At 52.9% G+C, this 1,621-nt stretch carries 1 rRNA gene; it reads left to right on the top strand.

Annotated elements, in window-relative coordinates:
• The first annotated feature begins 29 nt into the window (after nucleotides 1-29).
• Nucleotides 30-1,582 (top strand): 16S ribosomal RNA (locus ACHUFZ_RS21185).
• The last annotated feature ends 39 nt before the right edge of the window (nucleotides 1,583-1,621 follow it).

The raw sequence follows: 1,621 nt of genomic DNA, 5'->3' as shown, positions 1-1,621 counted from the left end.
TCAGTATTCATTGAGCCGAACAAAATCTTAAATTGAAGAGTTTGATCATGGCTCAGATTGAACGCTGGCGGCAGGCCTAACACATGCAAGTCGAGCGGAAACGACTTAACTGAACCTTCGGGGAACGTTAAGGGCGTCGAGCGGCGGACGGGTGAGTAATGCCTGGGAAATTGCCCTGATGTGGGGGATAACCATTGGAAACGATGGCTAATACCGCATAATGCCTTCGGGCCAAAGAGGGGGACCTTCGGGCCTCTCGCGTCAGGATATGCCCAGGTGGGATTAGCTAGTTGGTGAGGTAAGGGCTCACCAAGGCGACGATCCCTAGCTGGTCTGAGAGGATGATCAGCCACACTGGAACTGAGACACGGTCCAGACTCCTACGGGAGGCAGCAGTGGGGAATATTGCACAATGGGCGCAAGCCTGATGCAGCCATGCCGCGTGTATGAAGAAGGCCTTCGGGTTGTAAAGTACTTTCAGCAGTGAGGAAGGTTCATACGTTAATAGCGTATGGATTTGACGTTAGCTGCAGAAGAAGCACCGGCTAACTCCGTGCCAGCAGCCGCGGTAATACGGAGGGTGCGAGCGTTAATCGGAATTACTGGGCGTAAAGCGCATGCAGGTGGTTTGTTAAGTCAGATGTGAAAGCCCGGGGCTCAACCTCGGAATTGCATTTGAAACTGGCAGACTAGAGTACTGTAGAGGGGGGTAGAATTTCAGGTGTAGCGGTGAAATGCGTAGAGATCTGAAGGAATACCGGTGGCGAAGGCGGCCCCCTGGACAGATACTGACACTCAGATGCGAAAGCGTGGGGAGCAAACAGGATTAGATACCCTGGTAGTCCACGCCGTAAACGATGTCTACTTGGAGGTTGTGGCCTTGAGCCGTGGCTTTCGGAGCTAACGCGTTAAGTAGACCGCCTGGGGAGTACGGTCGCAAGATTAAAACTCAAATGAATTGACGGGGGCCCGCACAAGCGGTGGAGCATGTGGTTTAATTCGATGCAACGCGAAGAACCTTACCTACTCTTGACATCCAGAGAACTTTCCAGAGATGGATTGGTGCCTTCGGGAACTCTGAGACAGGTGCTGCATGGCTGTCGTCAGCTCGTGTTGTGAAATGTTGGGTTAAGTCCCGCAACGAGCGCAACCCTTATCCTTGTTTGCCAGCGAGTAATGTCGGGAACTCCAGGGAGACTGCCGGTGATAAACCGGAGGAAGGTGGGGACGACGTCAAGTCATCATGGCCCTTACGAGTAGGGCTACACACGTGCTACAATGGCGCATACAGAGGGCAGCCAACTTGCGAAAGTGAGCGAATCCCAAAAAGTGCGTCGTAGTCCGGATTGGAGTCTGCAACTCGACTCCATGAAGTCGGAATCGCTAGTAATCGTGGATCAGAATGCCACGGTGAATACGTTCCCGGGCCTTGTACACACCGCCCGTCACACCATGGGAGTGGGCTGCAAAAGAAGTAGGTAGTTTAACCTTCGGGAGAACGCTTACCACTTTGTGGTTCATGACTGGGGTGAAGTCGTAACAAGGTAGCCCTAGGGGAACCTGGGGCTGGATCACCTCCTTATACGATGATTACTCACGATGAGTGTCCACACAGATTGAT

Origin of the sequence: Vibrio hepatarius (genome assembly GCF_043642085.1) — a bacterium.
GTDB classification, from domain to species: domain Bacteria; phylum Pseudomonadota; class Gammaproteobacteria; order Enterobacterales; family Vibrionaceae; genus Vibrio; species Vibrio hepatarius_C.
Note: the sequence above shows the minus strand (reverse complement) of the source record. Positions and strands in the feature narration are given on the sequence as shown.